The sequence below is a fragment of the Raoultibacter timonensis genome (assembly GCF_900240215.1).
Classification (GTDB): Bacteria; Actinomycetota; Coriobacteriia; order Coriobacteriales; family Eggerthellaceae; genus Raoultibacter; species Raoultibacter timonensis.
In genome coordinates this window covers 911,991-933,658 of record NZ_LT964679.1, presented here as the reverse complement: position 1 = coordinate 933,658, position 21,668 = coordinate 911,991, and the positions used below count along the sequence as shown (strand labels likewise).

Sequence of the window (21,668 nt, the reverse complement as noted above, 5' to 3'; positions counted from 1 at the left end):
AAAGGGTGATCGATACTACCGGCAACGAGGCGGTGTTCAAGAATTGCGCTGGAGGCCCCCAGGCCGCCTTTGGGCTGGGCGGAGACTCCGCCCGCCTCATGAACCTTATCGGCGGCTATCTGAGCGGTTACGGAACCGATTCGGAGACGCAGGCGGAGTTTGCTGCGGGCTATATGCTGTGCGGAGGCTATAGCGGCGGCTTCGGTGCGGATGTTTCGTTCCCAGGTTATGGCAGCGCTTACTTCGGGAGTCCCTCTCAGGTTGCCAAAGACGCCGATCTCGTAGTCATGTTCGGTTGCAGCGCGGCCACATCGCGCATCGGCGGCGCTAACGTAATGTACGATTTTTCGCAGGCGAGGGAAAACGGCGCCCGATTCGTATGGGTCGACGTCCGCCAGGGCGAGGAAAGTTCGGGATATCCGGACGAGTGGCTTCCCATCCGACCGGGCACCGACGGAGCTTTAGCGGCGGCCCTCTGCTACGTCTTTATCACCGAAGGGTTCGCCGACGAGGAGTTCCTGCATACGCATTGCATCGGCTACGACGAGGAGACGATGCCCGATTCAGTTAAAGGCCAGAACAAGTCCTACAAAGACTACATTTTAGGCACCGGCTACGACATGGTTCCGAAAACCCCGGAATGGGCCTCTCCCATAACAGCCATCCCTGTTGAGAAGATATACCAATTGGCACGAGATATAGGAAACGCAAAATCATGCTATATAGGTAACGGGGTTGGCGTTCAGCGTCGGCAAAACGGTGAGACGGGAGCGGGCTCGGTTATGATGATCCCCTTGGTTTCGGGGCATTGGGGTCTGCCGGGAACAAGCATCGGCCTCAAACCGAAGTGCAGCTCGAATGCGATTTATTGGCCCGGTTTCCAGCCGATCGAGAATCCTGTTCACGCGATCATCCCTATAACGAAACGCATCGAAGCCATTGAGCGCGGCGAGGAGATGACGGCTTTACGGGACGGCATCCTCGGCGTCGAGAAGCTGAAGACCAACATCAAGTTCATCTACAACGTCGGCACCAACATGCTCGCCAACCAGAATTCCGATGTGAACTGGGCTGCATCGATTCTCGAAGACGAAAGTAAATGTGAGTACATTGTCGGCTCCGATTGGTTCTTAACTTCGTCCATGAAATACTGCGATCTTATCCTTCCCGATATAATGCCTCAAGAAGCTTTGCGTGTAACATCTTGTCAAACGAGCGGTTCGTGCGAGCAGTTAGTATACGGACAAAAGGTTCAGGACGCACCAGGCGAGTGCCGTTCGGAGTTCGACTGGCTTTCGGATATTGCCGATCGGTTCGGTGTTTGGGAGGAGTTTACCGAAGGCGGGTCCAACCCCGACGAAAAGTCCCTTGCAGGATATGAGATGATTCGGGAAAGCGGCATGTATCCCGACATGCCGAGCTACGAGGAAGGCGTAGAAATGGGTGTATGGACGAGGGTCTTCGACGACCTCCCCCCTGCGTATGCTGATTTTCGCCAAGATCCCAACGCGAACCCACTCCCTACTCCTTCCGGGAAAGTGGAGATATACTCCGAAAACTTGCAGCATGTTGCCGAGACATGGGAGCTCGACGACAAGGTACACGACGTCATCAACCCCCTTCCCATGTATCAGCCTGATTTCGAGGGATACCAAGAAGCAACAGATGAATACCCCCTTCAGGTTTCCAGCTGGAAGTCCAAGATCCGCTACCACTCAAAATTCGATCAGATCGAAGTGCTGCGACAGGCATCTCGCCATCAGCTTTGGATGAACCCCGTTGATGCAGAGCCCCGAGGAATCGAAACGGGCGACATGGTCCGCGTGTTCAACGATAGGGGAGAGCTGCAAATCGAGGCGCGGGTAACGCCCCGCATCATTCCCGGAGCTGTAGCGATGGAAGAAGGTCGTAATCGAGAGCTAAACGAATACGGCGTAGACGTGGGCGGTTGCATGAACACTCTCGTCAGCCATCACTGGTCGCCCCTGGCCAAGCACAATCCGTCCAATTCGGTTCTCGCGCAAGTCGAGAAGATATAAGGGGAGATGAGCGATGACTCAATTCGGCTTTTACTTCGATAGCTCTCGCTGCACGGGCTGCAAGACATGCGAGCTCGCATGCAAGGACTACAACGATCTCGGTACGAACATCCTCTTCCGCCGCGTGTACGACTACGAGGGCGGCGTTTGGGCGCAGGACGACCAAGGCGCATGGGCTTCCTCGGCGTTTGTGTACCACGTCTCCGACTCGTGCAATCACTGCGACAACCCCGCCTGTTTCGCTAATTGCCCGCAGGGCGCCATCGAAAAGGATTCCGATACGGGGTTGGTGCGCATCGACGGCGAGAAGTGCATCGGATGCGGAACATGCGGCGAGGCGTGCCCCTACGATGCGCCGCGACTCGATTTCGATCTCAGGAAGTCTCGCAAGTGCGACGGCTGCTTCGACCGCGTGAAAGGGGGCAAGCAGCCCGTCTGCGTCGAGGCGTGCCTCATGCGCGCGCTGGAATTCGGCGATATCGAGGACCTTCGCGCCGAACACGGCGACCTCGCGCAGCTTCTCCCCCTGCCCGATCCGGCCGAAACGGCGCCGAACCTGGTACTGAACACGTGCCCGGCCGCCGAGGCGCCCGATGCAGGTTCGGGCTTCGTTGCAAACGAGCTCGAAGTCGTTTAACGGGACGGCTCGAAACCGCGGTCCCCGCCGCGCGCAAACGGCGGGGACCAGGGGCGGGCGGATGGTAGAATAGCTTCACGCGAAAGACAGCTGCTGGAGGGACGATGCAGTACGGGTTCTACTTCGATAGCGCACGGTGCACGGGTTGCAAGACCTGCATGCTCGCCTGTAAAGATTACAAGGACCTTGGAGCGGATGTATCGTTCAGGAAGGTCTTCGACTACGAGGGCGGGGCATGGGCGATGGAAAACGGGGCGTGGCGGCAGGACGCCTTCATGTACCATCTCTCGATATCGTGCAACCACTGCGGCAACCCGGTCTGCGTCCACGTGTGCCCGACCGGGGCCATGCACAAAGACGAGCACGGGCTTGTCCTGGTTGACACGCACGTGTGCGTCGGCTGCGGCTATTGCGAACTTTCGTGTCCGTACGGTGCCCCCAAGGTGAGCGAGGATACGCGGCAGAGCACGAAGTGCGACGGCTGCGTCGAGCGCATTCTCGAGGGCTTGGACCCGATCTGCGTCAGGGCCTGCCCGATGAGGGCCCTCGACTTCGGCGAGATAAGCGGCTTCCGCCAGAAGGCGAGCGTCGTGAACTCGATCGCGCCGATGCCCGATCCCGTGCATACCAGTCCGAACATTGTGATCAGGCCCTGTCCGGCCGCGCGCGAACCCGGCGACTTGACGGGGCACGTCGCAAACGAGAAGGAAGTTTAGATTTAGGAGCTGTGCTCATGAACGAATCATTTAACGAAGCGGTAGCTTCGTGCAGTGTGATCCTTGGTTCGCTGTACCTGCAAGATCCGAGGAAAGACGATGTCCGAAAAGCAATCGTATCGCTTGGCGAAGCGCTGGACCGCGAAGAGTGGCCCTTCGGCGGGGAACGCGAGCTTCGCGATGCCTCCAAGCTCATAGGGGAAGGGGCAGCTGTTCCGATCGAAGATCTCGGCGACGAGTACAAGAGGCTTTTCGTCGGACCCGGGCACTTCGAAGCGCCCGCGTGGGGATCCGTGTACCTCGATCCCGACGAGGTCGTGTTCGGCAATTCGAACCTCGAGCTCTGCCAGTGGATGCGGCGAAGCGGCATCGAGATCCGCGAGAGCGAGGGGGGCAGGGAGCCCGCCGACCATATAGGCAAGATGCTCGTCCTGCTCGGGTGGCTCGCCGAAAACAAGCCCCATCTCGTTGCCGAGTACCTTTCCGACCATCTGATGCCGTGGGCGCCGCGCTACCTGGAGCTTCTTGGGGAAGCGTCGCCGGGAACGCTGTACTGCGGCCTCGCGAAGCTGACGGCGGCGACGCTCGACGGGGTAACGTCGGAGCTCGGCGTGTCGGCGAGCGAGAAGCGGCTCTACCGCTAAGCGGGAAAAGCCCATGGGAACCGATATCCGCATAGCCCTCATGCTGTTCACCGTGCTGGCTCCCGCCGGAGCGATCGCGTTCGCTTTCATGAGCGCCCGCATAGTGTCGCTTCCCGCGCGTTCGGCGGCGGCGCTGCGTCTCGAGCGGTACCTAGCGGTTCCCATAGCATCGTGCATGGTCGGCCTCATCGCCTCGGCTACCCATCTCGGCACCCCGAGCAACGCGCTCTACGTCCTCACCGGTGCGGGCCGATCGCCTCTCTCCAACGAGGTCCTCGCCGCTGTCGCCTTCCTCTCGCTCGCATGGCTGTTCTGGCTCACCACGTTCACGAAAGGGATGTCCCCAGTTGCAAAGAAGATTTGGCTCACCGCTGCATCGGTCGCCGCGTTCTGGCTGGTCTCGAGGATATCGGTCGTCTATTCAATACCGACGATACCGACGTGGGATTCTCCGTACGTGCCCGCTTCCCTCTGGTCGACCGCATTGACGACGTCTCCGCTGCTCTGCTGCGCGTCGTTTGCTCTAGCGAAGGACGACACTCCGAGATCGTGCGTCTGGCTGCTCTTTGCCGTCGGCTTTCTCGCAGCGCTTGCGAGCGTCGTCCTCCTTGCTATGCAGAACGCCGAGCTCGCGGGGATCCGGGACTCCTATCGGACCGCCGACGTCCTCGTTCCCTATTACGGCGTGTGCATCGCTGCTTTCGGCGTGCTTGCACTTTCCGGCTACGGGGTCAGCGTTGTCTGCCTGATGAAGAGGCGCCGCCTGGGCGCGGTTCCAACCTGCATCGGGCTCGCCTTGGCCGTTTTCGCGGCAATTGTCGTCAGGGTCCCGTTTTACGCTATGCATATGACGGTAGGAATGTAGCCGATGCGAATTTAGTTTTCAATGGCAATAACGTCCTGAGGGTATATTATGCGAGGCGAAAGGCGGGAATGCTGTTTTCTCTTCGGGAGATATGCAGAACCGCTTGGCATAACCTGCTCTTTAGGAAGCGCTAATGCATGGCCTTCCTGCTGGCCGTCGCGGGGCCTGGACACCGGCTCATTGCAATTGTCTTCAAAGACCTGGTTAATCATGCCACCGGGTTCCGTGGCGTCCGTTTATCGCTCATAAGGTTGCTGCCTGATGCTCGTAGAATTCTGCCGAAGATGGACGTCCCGACGAATGCGCCAGCCCTAGCATCGTTCGATTGGAGGATGGATGAAAAGGTCGGAGATCGTCGGATACGACGTGTTCTGCGGCATCGACGTCGGCAAGGCAAGCCACTGCATGGTCGCGCTCGACCGCAACTGCGGCAAGCCTCTTACGAGCGGATCCGCGGCCCAGGACGAGGCGGAAATCCGCAAGGCGCTCGCGAAGGCGAGTAGGCTCGGGGGCGCTCGCATGCTCGTGACGGTCGACCAGTGCGGGTCGTTCGGCAGACCCACTGTGGCTGTCGCCAAGGACATGGGCATGGACGTGGCGCACATTCCGCCGCGCAAATTCAGGCAAGTGGCAGAGACTTATGGCGAAGACAAGACGGATGTCATCGATGCGTTCATCATTGCCGACACGGCCCGCAGCGCCCCGCGTAACATCGAACTTGTGGGCGACCGCCCCGAGGCCGCAGCGGAATCAGCCGCTTCGCGAACGCCCACCATCTGGCCTCGTATGCGGGCGTGGCGCCCGTGAAGAAGGAATCCGGTATGATTAAGAAAAGCAAGAAGCGCAGGGGCGGCAACCGCCGACCGAAGAGCGCCTTCGTGCAGTCGGCGGCCCTAGCAGCGTTCAAGGAAGGCTCGCAAGAAGAGGCCTACTGCAAGAAGAAGCTCGCTGAGGGCAAGACCCATCAGCAGGCGTGCCTTGCCCTGGCGCGCAGGCGCGTAGAGGCGGTCTACGCGACGCTGGCGAACGGTACCTACTACGAGCCGTTGCCGGTTGCGGTGTAGCCAGCGGCAACGGCCGATTCCGCATACCGCCCCCTGCATTGCATGCCAGGGGGCTGGCCCGCCGCGCCCGAAAACGGCATTCCTCTGGGCAAAACAAAGCAACTTGAAAAGAAAATCAACTTATAGGTTGATTAACCAATGTGCTTTTGATCCTTAATTGTAATCTGAATTGCCTCAAACATGCAGTTAGTCTTGCAAGGGGACGGTTTTGTGTATGTTTGCTATTTGCATCGGCCATAAGGCGATTAATTGCCATCTATTGGGACAAATAGGGTTGTCGGGAGCAACGAAATAGCAGAACGGGAATAGTCGATACGGATACCAGGGTAATGCCTAGGTGGATTTCAATAGCGAGAGCCTCCGCGACATAAACACGGTTATGCCCTTCCATGCGACTAGGGGTAACGGGGGGGTACTGCATTTTCAACAAGCACTTCGGCTCGTACGATACTGATGTCGGAGCATTCGAAAACCCTTCGAATAGAACCTTGGGAATTCGCTCTACCAAGCGGATTCCATCTAAGGACGCGAAGACCTTGTCCGCCGCCATCGAACGCATTAACGGAATGTGCGAAAAGGGCGAAGATACCGGCTACGGGAAGGCAGCGTCGTGTTCTGCTGATAGCGCCGAGTAGGAGACAAGGGGGATTTTAGAAAAGGGTAGTGGTTCTACAGCGGTCGATCTTGTCTATTGGCTGACCAGAATATCCACGAAACCTTTCGTTTTTCCGCTGGCCTCGTTTTTCCGATACATGGCGTATGTACGGATGAGACAATCGTCGAATACGATTTTTCTCATTTCATTTGAAAGCCAATCGGGGAGAATCGGATTGGCAAGATCGTCGTGATGGGAAACGACAAACACGCTTTGCCCCGGGTCTTGGGCGTAGAAGTTGCGGTGTACATCGGTCTCCCTGAAGTCAAAAGTCGGGGTAAACCCACCGTGCTTTTCGCAGAATCGAGTAAAACTGTCCCTGAATATATCGAGATAGCGTTCGGTGGGCGAGAGGAACTTCACCCCTTCATAGTTCCTTAAATCAGCTGATTCATCAGCAAGGACTGGATTGCTTTTCTTTCCGATGAAGCTGAGCTTTCGCTGGAGTCTAGGAATCTCGACGATATCGATGTGCTCATCCACGATTGGCTCGATGATTGCGGACCCCTTGCTGAATCCTTGGACGAATCCTATGTCGAGAGTTCCGTCCTCAAAGAGGGAATCCAGGCTTTTGCCCGCCTTCGGGTCAACGTGTCGGAACACTATGTCGCTACGCATCATTGCCATGGTATTCTCGGCTTTGGAGAGCAAGTTATGGGCAAGAGGGGAAAAAGACAAATCTTGAACGCTTAGCTCGTGATACGAAATCCCTTTGACGGATTGGGCGAATTTTTTTAGAGCGCCGTACGACCCCGCTACCTCTGTGGCGAAAGGAAGGAAGTTTCTTCCGTTGGGGGTGAGTGTAAGAGGTCTCGTCCTGTTCAGAAGCGAAAACCCGAGCTCTTTTTCGAGAATGCCCATGTGCCTGCTGAGGGTTGGCTGCGCCATGTTCAGCCGAATGGCTGCTTCGCTAAAGTTCTTGGTGACCGACAGTACGACGAACTCTTCGAGAAGCTCTATCTGCATTGTAGACCTCCCATTACGTTTCGACGAGCACAAAGCAACGAAAACCGCTCCCGAGCACCTACTATACCATATCGCCATAGTAGGTGCTTATTAAAATGCGTGCGATGCGCCACATCGTGGAATAGTCGCATTTGTACGATACGCTCGGAATTTCACATACTGTGCTCAAGCGGAGGGTTTCCGTAACTTTTGAAAGGAGAGAGCAATGGAGGGGAAAGAAAAAAGGGTCGTCATGCAAAATGCGATGTCGAGGCGGGGGTTTCTTGGATTGGCCGGCGCCGCAATGGCTGCTGCCGGACTGGGCCTTGCAGGTTGTTCCGAAGGCAACGGCGCCGTCGCTTCGACGCAAGTGGTAGGAGCTGATGAGATTGCGTGGGATTCCGAGACCGATGTAGCGGTAATGGGTTTTGGCGGCGCAGGCGCCTCCGCAGCCCTGCAGGCGGCGCTCGACGGGGCAGAAGTGCAAGTATTCGAAAAAGCTCCGAAGGAGTTCGCGGGCGGCAATTCAACCGTGTGCGAGGGGGCTGCTTATTTGGTTAATGGCAATACCGAGGGTGCTCGGGCCGTGTTTCGGCGCTGGACGGCAGCGAATGTGACCGATGAAGAGATTGCCGGATTCGTATCGGATATGGAAGGACTTGTACCCTGGCTGGATAGCGTTGGGGTGCCCTATACCATCATGGAGCTTGCTGACAATCCCTCGGTCGGTGTTTGGGGCAAAGATGACGTATCCGAAGGAATTGACAAGCTTCTGATGTCGGCAACCTTCTGGGACTCTTTAAATTCTTCGATCGACAAGAACGAGAACATTTTGGTTAACTACGAGACTCCGGTCATCGGACTCATATTCGATCAAGATACCAAGGAGGTTTTCGGGGTTAAGGTGCTCGATCCGGACGGCACCGAACGCAACGTAAAGGCGAAAAAGGGTGTCGTTATGGCTTGCGGCAGCTTCGAGTACAACTACGACATGCTTGAGAATTACGTGTTCGAGCCCCTCTTTCCCGTGTACGGCCTCGGTACGCCGTACAACACGGGGGACGGCCTCATTCTAGCTCAAGGGATCGGCGCCGAGATCCGCCACTGCGGATTTCCGGAGTGGGGCTCCTTCTGCTCGCTCAAGGCTTCCGAAGAGACGGGCGTCGCAGTGGCGATGCAGAACGGCTTCGACCAGTTCGAGAACCTGATTCAAGTGAACAGGGAGGGAAGGCGCTTCGTGAACGAGACGGGGGCGAGCCAGGTTGGATCAAAGCCCCGTCCGACGCATGACAAAGAGACTCTTGCCGAACTCGATTACGACGGCATCAATTTGGAATACCGCAATCTCCCATTCTGGTTCGTATTCGATTCCATTCGGTGCCAGAAGCCAATCTGCTCTTGGTCGAGCGAGGAATCCCATGGCTCATGGTCGGGTAGGCACAAGACGTACACATGGAGCAACGACAACCGCAAAGAGATTGAGGCAGGCTGGGTGCTGGAGGCCGATACCATCGAGGAACTTGCCGACAAGATGGGGGTTGATGCTACTGCGCTGGCAAAGACCGTCAACGACTACAATGCAGCATGCGACGCTAAAGGCGGAGACGAGTTCGGAAGAGAAAAGTCGCTTTCGCCTGTATCCGCTGCTCCGTTCTACGCAGTGGAGATGACCATGTGTTTCGTCAACGTGCAGGGCGGCCCGACCCGAAACGGAGACCATCAGGTCGTAGACTACGAGGGGAATCCGATACCCCGGCTCTATTCGGCTGGCGAATTCGGATCGATCTGGAGCCGATTGTACCATGGCGCGCTAAACGTCCCCGAGGCGCTGTGCGGATATTCGGCAGGAGCCCATGCCGCCGCATTGGATCCCTGGGGCTAGCTAGTCGAGATGGTTGCGCTTAGATTCGGCGCAACCATGCTTTATGGTTTATTTCCAATGGTGAACATCTGACGCTTTCCGTCGACTGAAAGCGTCAGATAGCCCATTTCAACGAGCTTTTTCAGATCTACGTGGGCGGTGCTTATGGCGATACCGTTGGCATGTTGGTGCGAGCATGCATCGACGGGTGCGTTGGGGTTGTCGATAAGACATTCGATGAGCTGCCGCTGCCTATGGTTTAGACGGCAATCGTTTCTTACCGTTTGCTTCGCGGACTCTCTTTTCCGGGAATCTCGATCGATCGTTTGCTCCAGCAGGTCAAGTCCTTCCTTCATGAACTGCAGCAGCTGCTCGTAGTAGGGCATCACATCAAGCCCAAAACCGCTTTCGAGGATAGCGCACCCGAATCTGAATCGGTAACCGTAGCCGCCGCTCGGTCGGTCCTCCTCCCATTCGAGAACCGATTTCGAGTAGGGGACGTACCGCATAACGGGAAGGCCCATTTTCATAAAGGAGAATTCTCTTACAAGAAGCTCCATTAAATTCGTCCATCGGGGGAAAAGAGGCTTATTCCAGATGATATCAGAATTCATAAGCACCGCAACGATAGGATGGGTTTCCCCTTGTTGTACCGAAAGAATGTTCTCTCGAATATGCTTATGCGAAAGGCGACTGTATTCGTCGTACGCGGTTCCCCTGTGTGGCTTAGGTTTGTACCCTGTATCGCAGACCCCCTGGTCGAGCCCTTGCATCAAAAAAGAAAGGAACGAGTCGTCAAGTTCGCAAGCTGTACGCGCTTCGAGCTGCTCTCGCAGCTTGATTGCATTCCAGATCACCATTTCATCGGTGGTTTCAGGCCTTTCGCCCCCGATCGCAAGCCGCCGAATGGTTTCGTAATCGACGTGAAGGTTCTCTCGATACGCGACGGCTTCCAGCTCCGATAGATGGGCTGGCATGTATCCGGTCCTTTTGATATACGCGTTTGCTCCGGCTGCCAGCGATCCCCCTGCTCTCGATCGGTAGCCGAGCTGGTTGATCAGCGATTGTGATTCCGACGTGAACCCATACCAAGACGAGCCGATGGGATCCCCTCCTCTGGGGCTGAAGGTGAAGGTCTTTCCGTAGGCTACTTTCCTGAGGAACTCTACGATTTCCCACATATCGCCTGGCTCTAGCTCGGCGGGCATGGGCAGCTCCCTGAATTCATCCCACGGCCGAAGCCTTCCGATCTCCTCGAGCAAGAAGGAGAATACGTCTGCATCGCGAATGACGGACAATACCCCATCGGACCCCCTGGGCTGCATAGCCATCCCCTGTTCTCTTGTTGTCCCTGAGATGATTTTAGCAAATAACCGCTGCCGTTCCTTTCGATAATCGAAAGGTTCTTTCGATGGTGGTTCGACCTGCTTAAATACCTTATTAATATCGTTGTTGATTCGAGAAACCGCCTCCTTCCATAATGTGCAGCAGGGCATGAGTGCCATGTATTCCAAAAAAGAGGAGGATGATATGAGTATGGACAGGCGCAGCTTTCTGAAGCTCGGGGCGGCCGGTGCTGGGGCTGCCATGGTGGCAGGTCTTTCGGGATGCAGCCAGAGCGCAGGCGCAGGGCAAAAGAACAACCCGGATATCGAGTGGGAAGCGGAGGCGGATGTTGTCGTCGTTGGAGGAGGCGGTACCGGGTACGCCGCCGCCCTCGAGGCCCTTCGGGCCGGAAGCACCGTCATCGTTCTTGAAAAAAGCCCAGCTGCAGGCGGAAACACCCGATTGTCTGCAGGTATGATTCTCTCTTTTTACCCAGAGTTGCAAAAGGAGCTGAGCGGCTGGTGGGAGGGTGCCGATTCCGTGGAGAAATACACCGAAGAGATGCTCTCCTGGGGATGCGGACTCGTTGACGAGGATAAGATAAGGGAATTGTGCGAAACGAGCACGGAAGAGCTTCAGTGGATGCTTGATATGGGAAGAACGTACGACTCCTGTGACATCATCCCACCGGTTCACGGGTTCGATACTGAGGACACTTGGGCTCCGAGGTCGTTCCATAACGTCAAGGAATCGACGGGGCATTTCGACATAATCCATGAGAAGGCTATGGAGTTCGAGGGAATCAAAGAAGAGGTCAACACGGAAGCAACCCATCTCGTCTTGAACGGATCAGGGGAGGTCATCGGAGTCGAAGCCGAGAAAAAGGGGAGGACCCTGTACTACAAAGCCAAGAAAGGGGTTTTGATAGCAACAGCTGGACCTGATTTCGGAAAAGACCTTACGAGAACGTACAACCGCCAAATGTACTGGGGCACGCTTATGTGCGAACAGGAGCTTGACCGATCCAAAGCGCGCGGATCGGTTCTCAATACAGGCGACGGAATACGAATGGGCTTGGAAATCGGCGCCGACGTTGAAATGAGCCAATCTTGCGTCATGAGCGATTGCTGGAGCTTTGGCCAGGTGAGTACGTACGGCATCGAATATCCCGAACCCAACATGTACCGCAATCCTCCCCGAGGAGGAGCCATCTACGTTAACCAGAAGGGCAATAGATTCGTGCAAGAGGACGCCCAATGGGGCTTTCTGTGCTCGGAGATTTACCATGAAATAGAACGGTCGGGTACCGGTGCCCTGGAAAAAGAGCCCAACGTATTCGTCGTGACCGATCATGAGCATCTTCCCAACTTCACCAACATGGGCATAGGGATAGATCCCGATAAAGAGGTGTCCGAAGGAACGCTGTTCCGAGCCGACTCCCTTGAAGAGCTCGCGGAGTTGATCGGCTTAGAAAGCCCGCGAGCGCTGAAGGAGACAGTGGAAAGATACAATCGCTTCTGCGAAGCCGGAGAGGACCTCGACTTCCATCGCGTCGACAATTTGGAGGGCATGACAGGCGGTCCCTACTATGCCATGCGCACGCGGCCTATCGTGATGGGTGCGGCGGGCGGCCTTGCAATCAACATCGAAACCCAGGTGCTCGATACCGCAGGCAACACCATACCTCGGCTTTATGCTGGAGGAATGGCGTCGGGTGGATGGATCGGCCCGTTCTACAATGCCTGCGGATGGGCCGTTCTCGGTACGGTTCACTGGGGCAGGAAGGCCGGCAGGAACATCTCCGCACTCGAGCCGTGGGAGTAGGGTGCCCATCGTGAATACAGCGCTATCGGAACCCCTCGTTTCCTTGACCGCCGACCGCATAGCTCGATGATGCTGGCGCGACCCAGGTGCAGGTTGGACATGAAGTAGAACATGGCTCTGCCTGTCGTTTCGTGCGCGTGCAAGCTGGGTCGCCCTCTTTTTGTTTTTTTTTTGGGGGGGGGTTATTCGATCCCCAGGTCATCTGCGGCGTCAAGGTCAGACTGGGTGATGCCGAACTCCGCCATGGACTCTTCGAAGGATATGCCCCTTCGAGAGCAGTCTTCGCCGAACACGTCCTCAACCGAGGCGTATCCTTCCAGATGTCGGGTGGCGTGCGCAGCCTCTCTTAATTGAAACCTGGTCTGCATACGTGCATTACAGATTGCAATTAACCGTTACAATAACGACCTCAATTACAGGGAAGTTAATAAACTAAAGGCAGATATGATGAACTGCCCCCAGCGCTGGAGGCCAACTAGCTCGGAACAAATAAGAAACAGGTGTCTTGAATTAGGCATGAAAGAAAAGGATGCAAAAGAAGTGGCGAATCTTCGTCAGCGGAGAATAGAAGGACATCGCTTGGTCCCTCGCTATGGGTACCGAAATTTCATATTTCCTTTTTAGGTATCTGTGTCCATAGCGACATGCAAAAACAGGAGAACCATAAGGGCGGCGAATCTTCGACGATCTCTGATAATGATTTAATCTTCGCATGCGCAGCTTTCTACAACCAGGGCCACGCGGGCTACAACATGGGCGTCGTCGGTTTCGTTGCCTTCGTCTCGGTACTCGGCGTAGCGACAACATTCGCCATATTAACAGCAGCAGGCTCCGATCCGTTTTATAATATCTTGGGTATTGCAGGTATCTCGTTGGTCGAAACATATGCCAGTATTTCAAGGTGTTGATTCGATTGACAACCCACCTTCGTCGTCAACGTGCACCAGCAAGAGCGTTTCGTCTGAAAATGGCTTGACCATCGAGCGGATAGAAGAAGCGGGAATCGTAGCGGCGTACGGCCTCGGTGTACGGCCACTAAGGCACGCCTCTATTTTCTTGTGCATACTGCCACTCCTTCTGTCTCCCTCGACGGAGGTTTCTATAGCGAGATTCCAGCTTCTCATCCTTGCGAACTCCCGGCACTCCAACTCGCTCGCCCCCTCTGAGGCGGCCAACTCCAGTGCGGTTTTCCCGAAGCTGTAGTCTTTCGCTGAACCTCCGACGACAGAGAGGGCTTCGCTCAATACCCTCGAAATGGTTCTCAAGGTCAGCTTGCCGCCTCGGTTTCTTCGCGCTACGGACGAGAGCAGCGGATCCTCAGGTTGACAGGATCGCCTTGAATCCAAATAGTCTTCGATCGACGCCTTCGTCGCGGCGTCGAACAACACAACCGACGTTTTTTCCGTGTTACCCCAGGGCTTCGTAACAAGCACGGCTTCTCGGTCGGAAAAATGCAGATCCCCTATATCGGCGTCGATCATCTCCTTCGGTCGGACGAAACACCGGAGCGCCAAGCAGACGATAGAGTAGTCCCGTTTGTCCGCCTCGCCTCCTCCGATCGCACGTTGCCTAAGGGCATCCAAGACTTCTCGAGCCTGCGCCGGTTTGAGGGAATCCCTGGCGCCCCGCTCCAAGTGAGGAAGGGAAACGCCCTTTACCGGACTTGTTCGCACACCTTCCTCCTCTAGCCACGAGTAGAAGCAACGCACAACGCTCAGGTAGCTGTAACACGTGGCGGGAGCGAGCTCGTACGTTTTGCCCTCGATCCATGCCTCGACGTCCTCCCTGCATGCCGTAAGCAGCGAAGCCCCTTTGCGCTCCGTGTATTCCGACAGACTCATGACCCCTCTTCGGTACACGTTCTCCGAATCTTTCTTGATTCGCTTCGCCCAAGCGTATTCGTCGAATAGCTCCTCTGCCTCGCTTTTGATGGTCATGTCGTATCCTCCAGCTCTGTTGGTGGGTGTATTATCCCAGATAGCTTTCCGGGCAGGGAAGGGGGTGATTCTATGCCCAAGAAAAAGAGAGGGCAGCTCACCCAAGGCGACAGAATGTTCATCGAGGAGAACCTGAGGGACTCGGAGAGCATTCCTGATATCGCTAGGAAGCTCGGCGTGGAACCTTCGACCGTGAGGAGGGAGATCCAGCGGAACTCCGTGAAGGAGAGCCCGTCGTTCATGGTCGTGGAGACGAGGAGCATCTGCCTGAGGAAGGACGCGTGTCGGATCACGGCCGTCTGCGGCAATGGATGCATCATGACCTGCAGGAAATGCAAGAAAAGCCTCTGCAACAAGGTGTGCCCCGAGTTCAAGCCCAACCTGTGCCCGTGGCTCACGAAGCCTCCCTACGTGTGCAACGACTGTCGGAAGCGCTACGGCACGGGATGCGGGTACGAGTACCGCTTCTACGACGGCAAGCAGGCGCATGAGCTGGCCATGCAGCGCAAGATCGAGTCGAGGGCCGGGATCGACTGCACCAGGGAACAGCTCGAGGAGATGGCCGACTTCGTTCGGCCGATGCTGAAGAAGGGGCAGAGCCCCGAGCATATCTGGTCGAACCACAGGGAAAAGCTGCCCATATCCCTGAGGACTTTCTACAACTACGTCGAGATGGGGGTCTTCGACAGCATCGTGAACCTGGACCTTCCCAAGAAAGTCGTGTTCAAAATCCGCAAAAAGAAAGAAGACCCTCCCGTGCCCAGGCACGACCTGGACGGGAGGACGTACGAAGATTTTTCGAAGCTGCCTTCTGAAGAGCAGATGAACGCAGTGGAGATGGATTGCGTGGTATCGGCGAAAGGGTGCGACAAGGCGATTCTTACGCTGCTGTTCAGACGCTTCAGCTTCCAGCTCATGCTGTACCTACCCGCAAAGAACCAAAGCGTGGTCGGAAGGGCGCTCGACATGATCGAAAACCTGGTAGGGGCAAGGGCGTTCAAGAAATGGTTCGGAGTCATCTTGACCGATCGCGGCTCGGAGTTCCTCGATTTCCATGCGCTCGAGAAATCCTGCAAAGGAAAGGGGAGGCGCTGTAGCGTCTACTACTGCGATCCGATGAAGTCTGGGCAGAAAGGCCGTTGCGAAAAGAACCACGTCGAACTGAGGAAGATCATCCCGAAAGGTACTTCGTTCCAACATCTGACAGCTCGCAAGCTTGCCGTGGTGTGCTCGCATGTGAACTCGTACGGCAGACCCGCCCTAGGCGGTGCCTCGCCGTACCAACTGGCATCTCAGGTGCTTCCCGAGGAGCTGTTCGACGGACTCGGCATCGAGCGAATCGCTCCAGAGGAAGTGGTCATGAAACCTGGTCTCGTGGATCTGTAGAAGCGAAAAAGGTGTTTTAAGCGGCAAGCCCGGAAGGCGAGACAACCCCATAGCGAGACGAAAAAAATGCGGCCTCTGCAGCATAGCTGGTGCAATAAGTCTTGCAATTGGTTAAACAGAGGGTTCTATTTGCGCGTATGCCGTCCACAAGGCGCACACACAAGGCGTATCAGCTGGAAAAGTTGCAAGACTAACCGCACCCACGGAACGCGCTATAGGAGGTATAATTGCAGCAGTAAAAGCACTTCTTCGCAAACCACACATAGATACGTGCAGTTCAGATTGCAATTAACCCCGCTACGCCGCCCGTCTTACACGCTATTGCAGCTTTACATAAGATGTATTATCAATAATTTGGATTCCAATGTGGGATGAAGCGTCGAACCGCCTTTTGCCACTCTTAGCCCCAAGTTGCGTTTCCGCTGTTCGACCCACCAGTCGATGGCGCAGTTCCTTGCGGGAACAACTTCGAGTAATCGCCCGTCTCAAGCGCTTCCACCATAAGCGGATATACGGATACCACATACGTTATATTCAAAACCAACGCTATGGCCGTTACCACCAGAGCCACTATGCACGCCGTACGAAGCCTTGAGGCCACGAGTCCGATCGTTCCGCCTTTTGCCCGAAGCGCCCGGATCTTCCGATATGCAAGGATTCCGCATACCAATCCGACGATGCCTAAAAACACACCGCCGATCACCATCGAAACAGGCCCGGTGATGCTTGCTGCAATCACAAGGTTCTGCGCGGACTTGAGCTCACGTCCGTCGTTGTAGTTGAATTGCTGGGGATTTGAGGGCTGCGGTGGCTGATTTTGCTCGTCTGCCATCTGTTTTCCTTTCATATGCTAAAAACAAGCCTCTGAACTGGGCTTTTACAAACGAAGCTCTGAGAGCCGTTCTAAGGCCCTATCTTGAACTCTAACGACTCCTAGCTCGTTGTTTTTTAACCTTCTTCGGGCCGAGAGGGCTTCAGAAGCCTTCGCTGCTGTTTTCCAAGCCCCCGTACTCCCTGTGCAGCGTTTTGAGGCTTTCGCCCAACTCCTCACGCTGATACTCGAGTACGGTTTCCCGAGCCTCAAGGATGGCCATGCGCTCCTTGCGACTCGAATCTCCCTTGAGGCTTAGTCTGACATAATACTGGATGCCTTCGATAGACAACCCGCTTTTCCTCAAAGCATCAACAAGATGTAACGCGGCGATATCTTGATCGGCAAACGATCTCACGTTGTTTTTGCCGCGCTGGAGCTTCGGAAAGAACCCGCACTTGTCGTAGTATCGAATAGTGAATGCAGATATGCCGGTCATTTCCGACACCTCACTGATCGAGTACCGCGGAGCGCCATCATTGCCCGAATGATTGTTTCCCAGCACATGATCGATCATGGAACCTCCGAAACCTCGAGCAGCGCTCTGCCGACAGATCGAACTTACGAGCCTCTATTGCAAACAACGTCACCCTTAGAGTAACTCTAACCATTTCTCTATGAGCTTAGAGTTACTCTAAGGGTTAAGGAAATAGTACCTTAGAGCTACTCTAAGGTCAACTATGGACGTGCTTTTCAAAACTCGGAAGGACTCCCGTAGGAGCCCTTCCTTTGGTAGCGGCTGCGTATGTGGTTTATAAACTACCAGTATCGAGAAAGCGGGGATCTTCTGCAGTTGAACTGCGTTTGCCCGCTTATCCCGCAATGTCGGGGGCGTGTACGCCCACGCCTGCTATCGTCATGCCGAACCGCTGCTGCCGAATCCACCGGCTCCGCGCTCCGATGCTTCAAGCTCCTCCTGTGCGGAAAGGGTAACAAGCGGCGTTGCCATGATAACCAGCTGCGCTACCCGATCGCCTCTCTGTATCCTCAAAACGTTTTCGGGATCGAGGTTGATGGCGATGGCCTTTATCTCGCCCCGATAGCTGCTGTCAATCAGGCCCGGAGCGTTGACCAGCGAAAGCCCGTGCTTGATGGCCGATCCGCTACGAGGCAACACGAATCCGGCATAACCCTCAGGAATAGCCATCGCGATACCCGTCGGAATAAGCGCTCGCTGAAAGGGAGCGAGCTCTATATCGACAGACGATCTCAGGTCGAGTCCGGCATCGCCCGGATACGCATAGGCGGGCATCTCGAGATCCTTATCGACAAGCCGTATGGGAACTTCTATTTCCGCCACGGCCTAATCCAGCCCCTCGAGCGCGGTAGCGAATTCCTCGATGTTCTGGAAATCTTTGTACACGCTTGCAAATCGGACGTAAGCGACGTCATCGAGTTTACGGAGACGAGCGAGGACCATCTCACCGAGATCCTTCGATTTGATCTCGCTGCGCATGTCGTTACGCAGCTCCAGCTCGATATCGTCGATCAGGATCGCAATCTGCTCGGAGGAAATGGGTCTCTTGGCGCAAGCGATGAGAACGCCCCTGAACAGCTTTTCGCGATTGTAGGCTTCGGAAGATCCGTCGGATTTAACGATAACGAGGGGATTGTCGCCAAGGCGCTCGTAGGTGGTGAACCGACGCCCGCAATCGAGGCATTCCCTTCTTCGCCGTATCGACGCGCCGTCTTCCGAGGGGCGCGAGTCTACGACTTTCGATTCAGCATAACCACATGAAGGACAGCGCATCTTACTCCTTTGTTGGTATTTCGATCACTTTACCATACTACATATTGTGGAACAACGAGCATTCCACACTTGCGGCAAATTCTCAAAACGTTTTCCATCACGAAACAACGAGAACGGTATCTCCCCTTGCGACCCTCCCCTCTTCCCCGCAATCCGGTTCTCTGAAGTTCCATGATATCTCGCTCAGGGCGGAGAGGAACCGCTCGTCATGGGATACGAGGATGAGGGCGCAGGGGCATTGCGCAAGAACATCTTGCAGCGCTTCGATAGAGGGGAGATCAAGATGATTGGTCGGCTCGTCCATAACGATGAGATGCGGACGCTCGAGCAGCCCCATGGCCAGCATCACCTTCCTGAGCTCGCCGGGGCTCAGTTCGTCTCCGGATAGTATCCTCTCGGGCGGGGAGTTGAGTCGCGCAACGATCGAGAGCACCTCCCCGGTTTGCGACGACTGCATGCTCTTCAGTTTCTCCAAAACCTTCCTTCCATCCGCGGAATCAACCTCTTGGGGAATATAGACGAGGTGGTCGTCAAGATCGGGGATCGAAGCAAGGAGCACGGAGAGGAATGTGGATTTCCCTGCTCCGTTGCGTCCGCGGAGCGCAATGCGATCGGTCGGGCCGACGAATACCTCGGGATAATGAAGCACCCTCGCATCTCCCATATTGATCGATCCTCGTTCGATATGGGCCACGTAGCGCCTTTTCGAGGGTTCCGAATGAATATCGAGCGGCTTCTCGTAGATCTTTTTGGTCCGGATTCCATCGAGGCGCTCTCGGGTTCTCTCGATCTTCTTATCCATTTGGGCGGCCAACAGACCGGTTTTTCCGTCTTGCCCCGAATATACGGCCAGGCGAAGCTTTTCGCGGCCGTCGCTATCGTGTTTATCGAGGTTACGACCCGATCGGCGGGCAGCGCTTTGGCTTGCCACCGCTTTTCGCCGATTCATCTCGCTTCGGGTTCGGGAAAGCTGGTCGCGCACCTGCTTTCGCTCGGTTCGAGCGCTTTGCTCTCGCAGGTCGAGCTGGGCTTTGGCTTCGGTGTAAGAGCCTGGGATCATCGTCGCCCGTCCAGCGTCAATAAACAGGCACTGCGAAACCAATTCGTCGAGGAAACGCCTGTCGTGCGAAACGAGCAAACCGACGCCACGATGTGCCTTCAACGCACCGAGCAGGACTTCCCGCGTCTGGCTATCGAGATGGTTCGTCGGCTCGTCGAGCGACACAACCGCCGGATTAAGGGAAAGCGCACAGGCAACCTGTATGCGTTTGCGCTCGCCATGCGAAAGGGTGCCGTAACGCCACAGCCAATCGTCTTCGAGTTCGAGCGAAGCGCGGAGGCGAACTGCCTCGGCTGAGTAGTCGGATGCGAAATCGTAGAGGTTTTCGGGCTCCAAGGCGGTCTCTTGAGCGCAATACACCCCTGAAGCCGCAGGTCTGATCGTACCTCCATCGGGCTGAAGATGTCCGCAAAGGAGTTTTAGGAGCGTGCTTTTGCCGGCTCCGTTGTTTCCCACGATACCGGTCCACCCCTCGGCAAACGTCGCCGAAAGCCCTTCGAGCGCAGGTACAGGGGAATCATCGTAGGTATATGACACATTGTGCAAGGTAATGAACATGGCGACCTCCATTGAACGAAGGCGCAACGCGAATGAAATGCAATGGAAATCTGGGACATGGCTGATACGATAACGATTGCGCACCCGGTTGCGACAAAAGAATACTGTCTGCTTAGGGGATGCCCGAAGGCAATCGTTATTTGCGCATGTCCTTCTCCTTGATGACGGGTACAACGCCCATGGCGTATGATCATTCGAAGTGTAACACATCATACAAAAATCGAAAAGCACGCTTTCCGCTCGGCGGCGCGCGGGCGGCCTTCGAATAGCAACGCTCGCCCGATACGTGCCGCCCGCCATCAGCACGGAGAAGCAAGCTCCCCTCGAAACGAAATGCGCCCCGGCGAACCGGGGCGCTACGCAGCTCTTCTCACAGAACGCAGCTTCTGCGGAAGATAGGATGGTTAACCGTTATATCCCAAGGAAGATGGTGGCAAAAGCAGCTGCAGCGAGCACAACGCCAGCGGAAACGGACTGCCAGGGAGCAATGCGCCCGAATGCCTTGCCGCGGGCGGTTCCCGTTCGGAGCTCGCTGACAAGTTCAAGATCGGAGACTCTTCCGTGCAGATGCCGGCTCGCCGCATGGCGCGGCCTTCCGGTTTTGCCGGATGCAGGGAATTCGATGATAGCAGCATGGGCTTGGTTTTGGGAGGCATCGACCTTGAGGGCGGATGTTCCGACCACGGTATAGCGCGCTTCGAAATTCTTCATAAATGTGCCTCCTTGCTCTTGCCTAGAACCTTTGTTCGTGTATACTATATGGCGAACAAAAGTTCATGTCAAGATATTTTTCAAACATTTGTTCGAAATTTTGAAAGGAAGCCACATGGCAGAAAAAGTCACGAAACGCCAGCAGGCAGTACTCGACTGCATCGAGGACTGCATTCGCGAGAAGGGATACGGCCCCACCGTGCGTGAAGTGTGTCAGAGCCTTGGCCTCTCCTCCCCTTCAACGGTTCACGTCCATCTCAAAGCGCTCGAAGACAAAGGGCTCATCAAGCGAGATCCGCTCAAGTCCCGCTCGATCGCCCTCACCTACCAGCTTGAAGACCACTCGGGATCGGGCATCGACGAACTTATGCAGCCCACCTTCGGCAACCTGGTCAACCTTCCTCTGGTCGGCGATGTCGCAGCCGGTTCTCCCATCCTCGCAGAGGAGAACATCACCGACACCATCACCCTCCCAACCGAAATCGTCGGCGATGCCGCAGCGTTCCTGCTTTCCGTCCGCGGCGATTCCATGATCGAGGCCGGCATCAACAGCGGCGATTACGTGGTAGTGAAAGAGCAACCCACCGCCGATAACGGCGATATCGTAGTAGCCATCATGGACGACGGCGCTACGGTCAAGCGCTTCTACAAAGAATCGAATCACATACGCCTGCAACCGGAAAACTCGTCGATGGATCCCATCATCACAACCGATTGCTCCATAGCCGGTAAAGTCGTCGCCGTATTCAGGCGCCTTTAAATACGCTTTCCGCGCAACGGCAGTCGGCCCCGATCGCAATCGTCGATCGGGGCCGATTC

20 protein-coding genes are annotated in these 21,668 nt (G+C 55.8%); 11 read left to right on the top strand and 9 right to left on the bottom strand.

Going from position 1 to position 21,668, the window contains the following annotated elements; all coding sequences use genetic code 11:
• The 7 genes from C1722_RS04060 to C1722_RS04030 form a co-directional block, all read left to right on the top strand.
• Positions 1 to 2,039, top strand: a 2,039-nt coding sequence (locus C1722_RS04060; RefSeq protein WP_219724273.1) for a molybdopterin dinucleotide binding domain-containing protein, incomplete at its 5' end; no start/stop codon positions are given.
• A 13-nt stretch (positions 2,040 to 2,052) separates the two neighbouring features.
• Positions 2,053 to 2,676: a DMSO/selenate family reductase complex B subunit gene (locus C1722_RS04055; RefSeq protein WP_102378113.1), complete on the top strand. Its 624-nt coding sequence runs from the start codon at positions 2,053 to 2,055 to the stop codon at positions 2,674 to 2,676.
• A 104-nt stretch (positions 2,677 to 2,780) separates the two neighbouring features.
• Entirely contained in the window at positions 2,781 to 3,392 is a 612-nt protein-coding gene (locus C1722_RS04050) for a DMSO/selenate family reductase complex B subunit (protein ID WP_102378112.1), read from the top strand.
• A 17-nt stretch (positions 3,393 to 3,409) separates the two neighbouring features.
• The gene (gene dmsD / locus C1722_RS04045) at positions 3,410 to 4,036 is read left to right on the top strand and encodes a Tat proofreading chaperone DmsD (protein WP_102378111.1); all 627 of its coding nucleotides are present in this window, start codon (positions 3,410 to 3,412) and stop codon (positions 4,034 to 4,036) included.
• Positions 4,037 to 4,049: 13 nt separating this feature from the next.
• Positions 4,050 to 4,901: a dimethyl sulfoxide reductase anchor subunit family protein gene (locus tag C1722_RS04040; RefSeq protein WP_102378110.1), complete on the top strand. Its 852-nt coding sequence runs from the start codon at positions 4,050 to 4,052 to the stop codon at positions 4,899 to 4,901.
• 336 nt (positions 4,902 to 5,237) lie between these two features.
• Positions 5,238 to 5,708, top strand: a complete 471-nt coding sequence (locus tag C1722_RS04035; protein WP_102378109.1) for an IS110 family transposase — start codon at positions 5,238 to 5,240, stop codon at positions 5,706 to 5,708.
• Positions 5,696 to 5,965 (top strand): hypothetical protein, encoded by a 270-nt coding sequence (locus C1722_RS04030; protein ID WP_342352748.1) that lies wholly within the window; start codon positions 5,696 to 5,698, stop codon positions 5,963 to 5,965. Before C1722_RS04035 ends, C1722_RS04030 begins: the two co-directional genes overlap by 13 nt.
• Before the next feature lie 688 nt (positions 5,966 to 6,653).
• Here the strand turns inward: C1722_RS04030 and C1722_RS04025 are convergent.
• Positions 6,654 to 7,586: a LysR family transcriptional regulator gene (locus C1722_RS04025; RefSeq protein WP_180995033.1), complete on the bottom strand. Its 933-nt coding sequence runs from the start codon at positions 7,584 to 7,586 to the stop codon at positions 6,654 to 6,656.
• A gap of 205 nt (positions 7,587 to 7,791) precedes the next feature.
• Here C1722_RS04025 and C1722_RS04020 point away from each other — a divergent pair, with 205 nt between their 5' ends.
• A complete protein-coding gene (locus tag C1722_RS04020; RefSeq protein WP_102378106.1) occupies positions 7,792 to 9,447 on the top strand; it encodes an FAD-dependent oxidoreductase in 1,656 nt (551 codons plus the stop codon).
• A 41-nt stretch (positions 9,448 to 9,488) separates the two neighbouring features.
• Here the strand turns inward: C1722_RS04020 and C1722_RS04015 are convergent, their stop codons facing one another.
• Positions 9,489 to 10,931, bottom strand: coding sequence for a hypothetical protein (locus tag C1722_RS04015; RefSeq protein WP_146040598.1), 1,443 nt, complete (start codon positions 10,929 to 10,931; stop codon positions 9,489 to 9,491).
• 25 nt (positions 10,932 to 10,956) lie between these two features.
• Here C1722_RS04015 and C1722_RS04010 point away from each other — a divergent pair, with 25 nt between their 5' ends.
• Positions 10,957 to 12,576, top strand: coding sequence for an FAD-dependent oxidoreductase (locus C1722_RS04010; protein WP_180995032.1), 1,620 nt, complete (start codon positions 10,957 to 10,959; stop codon positions 12,574 to 12,576).
• A gap of 896 nt (positions 12,577 to 13,472) precedes the next feature.
• Here the strand turns inward: C1722_RS04010 and C1722_RS04000 are convergent.
• Positions 13,473 to 14,513 (bottom strand): tyrosine-type recombinase/integrase, encoded by a 1,041-nt coding sequence (locus C1722_RS04000; protein WP_102378102.1) that lies wholly within the window; start codon positions 14,511 to 14,513, stop codon positions 13,473 to 13,475.
• Between the two features lie 72 nt (positions 14,514 to 14,585).
• Between C1722_RS04000 and C1722_RS03995 the strand changes: the two genes are divergently transcribed.
• Complete coding sequence (locus C1722_RS03995; RefSeq protein WP_102378101.1) at positions 14,586 to 15,899, top strand: IS30 family transposase; 1,314 nt, start codon at positions 14,586 to 14,588, stop codon at positions 15,897 to 15,899.
• 400 nt (positions 15,900 to 16,299) lie between these two features.
• On the opposite strand, the gene C1722_RS03990 is transcribed toward C1722_RS03995, so the two are convergent.
• The 6 genes from C1722_RS03990 to C1722_RS03965 all read right to left on the bottom strand — a co-directional run bounded on the left by C1722_RS03990 (position 16,300) and on the right by C1722_RS03965 (position 20,849).
• Complete coding sequence (locus C1722_RS03990; protein WP_102378100.1) at positions 16,300 to 16,731, bottom strand: hypothetical protein; 432 nt, start codon at positions 16,729 to 16,731, stop codon at positions 16,300 to 16,302.
• A 142-nt stretch (positions 16,732 to 16,873) separates the two neighbouring features.
• The gene (locus C1722_RS03985) at positions 16,874 to 17,287 is read right to left on the bottom strand and encodes a MerR family transcriptional regulator (protein ID WP_102378099.1); all 414 of its coding nucleotides are present in this window, start codon (positions 17,285 to 17,287) and stop codon (positions 16,874 to 16,876) included.
• 339 nt (positions 17,288 to 17,626) lie between these two features.
• A complete protein-coding gene (dut, locus tag C1722_RS03980) occupies positions 17,627 to 18,070 on the bottom strand; it encodes a dUTP diphosphatase (protein ID WP_102378098.1) in 444 nt (147 codons plus the stop codon).
• A 3-nt stretch (positions 18,071 to 18,073) separates the two neighbouring features.
• Entirely contained in the window at positions 18,074 to 18,520 is a 447-nt protein-coding gene (gene nrdR / locus C1722_RS03975; RefSeq protein WP_102378097.1) for a transcriptional regulator NrdR, read from the bottom strand.
• A 97-nt stretch (positions 18,521 to 18,617) separates the two neighbouring features.
• Positions 18,618 to 20,138 (bottom strand): ATP-binding cassette domain-containing protein, encoded by a 1,521-nt coding sequence (locus C1722_RS03970; protein WP_102378096.1) that lies wholly within the window; start codon positions 20,136 to 20,138, stop codon positions 18,618 to 18,620.
• A gap of 411 nt (positions 20,139 to 20,549) precedes the next feature.
• A complete protein-coding gene (locus C1722_RS03965) occupies positions 20,550 to 20,849 on the bottom strand; it encodes a hypothetical protein (protein ID WP_102378095.1) in 300 nt (99 codons plus the stop codon).
• Positions 20,850 to 20,964: 115 nt separating this feature from the next.
• On the opposite strand from C1722_RS03965, the gene lexA reads away from it, so the two are divergent.
• Positions 20,965 to 21,609, top strand: coding sequence for a transcriptional repressor LexA (lexA, locus tag C1722_RS03960; protein ID WP_102378094.1), 645 nt, complete (start codon positions 20,965 to 20,967; stop codon positions 21,607 to 21,609).
• Positions 21,610 to 21,668: the final 59 nt, after the last annotated feature.